Source organism: Prevotella sp. AM42-24 (genome assembly GCF_003461825.1).
GTDB classification, from domain to species: Bacteria; Bacteroidota; Bacteroidia; order Bacteroidales; family Bacteroidaceae; genus Prevotella; species Prevotella hominis.
Window position 1 is genome coordinate 1 of the sequence record NZ_QTXV01000166.1, and the last position, 1,103, is coordinate 1,103.

The 1,103-nt window shown below is 37.8% G+C and carries 2 protein-coding genes; both read left to right on the forward strand.

What is annotated here, in order from left to right; translation table 11 throughout:
* Positions 1-562 (forward strand): phosphoribosyltransferase (locus tag DW917_RS16925; protein WP_147344258.1); only part of this gene is annotated, 562 nt, incomplete at its 5' end.
* Between the two features lie 5 nt (positions 563-567).
* The gene (locus DW917_RS16930; protein ID WP_118120549.1) at positions 568-1,053 is read left to right on the forward strand and encodes an SLOG family protein; all 486 of its coding nucleotides are present in this window, start codon (positions 568-570) and stop codon (positions 1,051-1,053) included.
* Positions 1,054-1,103: the final 50 nt, after the last annotated feature.

A 1,103-nucleotide genomic window follows, 5' to 3' on the forward strand; every position in this document is an offset into this window, starting at 1 on the left:
AAATATAAAAAAGCAGCTTGATAAGAGTATGGATTTCTTCTTGAAATATTACCCTGCTCGTATTAAGAATGTAGGTGAGGATGCGATTGCAGCCCGTGAGCTTGTTTGGGCGTTCAAGGATGCAAGAGACAATGCTTTCGAAAAAGTGGCAGAAATGACCGCTGAACATCTGAAAAAAGAATATGGCGATAAGCTTAAAAATATGGCTTTCGTTTGTGTTCCTACAAGCAATAAAGACCATTACGCTACACGCTTTGGTGAGTTCTGCAAGCGTGTAAGCGAATTGTCAGGAGTGGAGAATGGATTCCCGCATATAGTCATTATGCAAAGTAGAATGGCAGTACATGAACACCGCCACGGCAAAAAGAAATGCGAGGTCAAACCACAATTGGTAGATTTCGATGTTCGCTATTTTAAGGGCAAAGATGTTTGTGTCTTTGATGATGTTGTTACCACCGGAAAAAGTTATGCGAACTTTGCAAATATGTTGGAAGATAATGGAGCAAACGTTGTTGGAGGTATGTTTTTAGGTAAAACTTTTTATAAATATAATCAAAACTAATGAATATGATGGAAAAATATAATATAGAAGAGACGATGGCTTTTACAGGACATCGTCTCATAGAGCCAGGAAGAGTAGAAGAGATTAAGACTCAATTGAGAATCAAGATAAAGGCTCTGTACGCAAAGGGTATAAGAATATATTTAAGTGGTATGGCACTTGGTTTCGATATGCTTGCAGCAGAGGTAGTCCAGTCTTTGAAGGCTGAATTGCCAAGTCTGAAACTCGTTGCCATAATACCTTTCAGAAATCAATGTAATAGATGGAGCTATATGAGTAGAGCAAGATATTGTGATATATTGGCAGCGGCAGACGATGCTATTGTTCTGAGTGATGGCTTTTATAAAGGATGTTGTCTTAAAAGAAATGACTTTATGATTGACCATTCTTGCGGCTTAATAGCTTTTTATGATGGTGGATATAAAGGAGGAACATTCTATACTTGTAAAAAGGCAAGGGCAAAGGAAAAGGAAATAATAAATTTGTATTGACTATCAGTCGAGGGTGTGTCATAAGTCTGTGACGCACCCTTTTTTTTTGT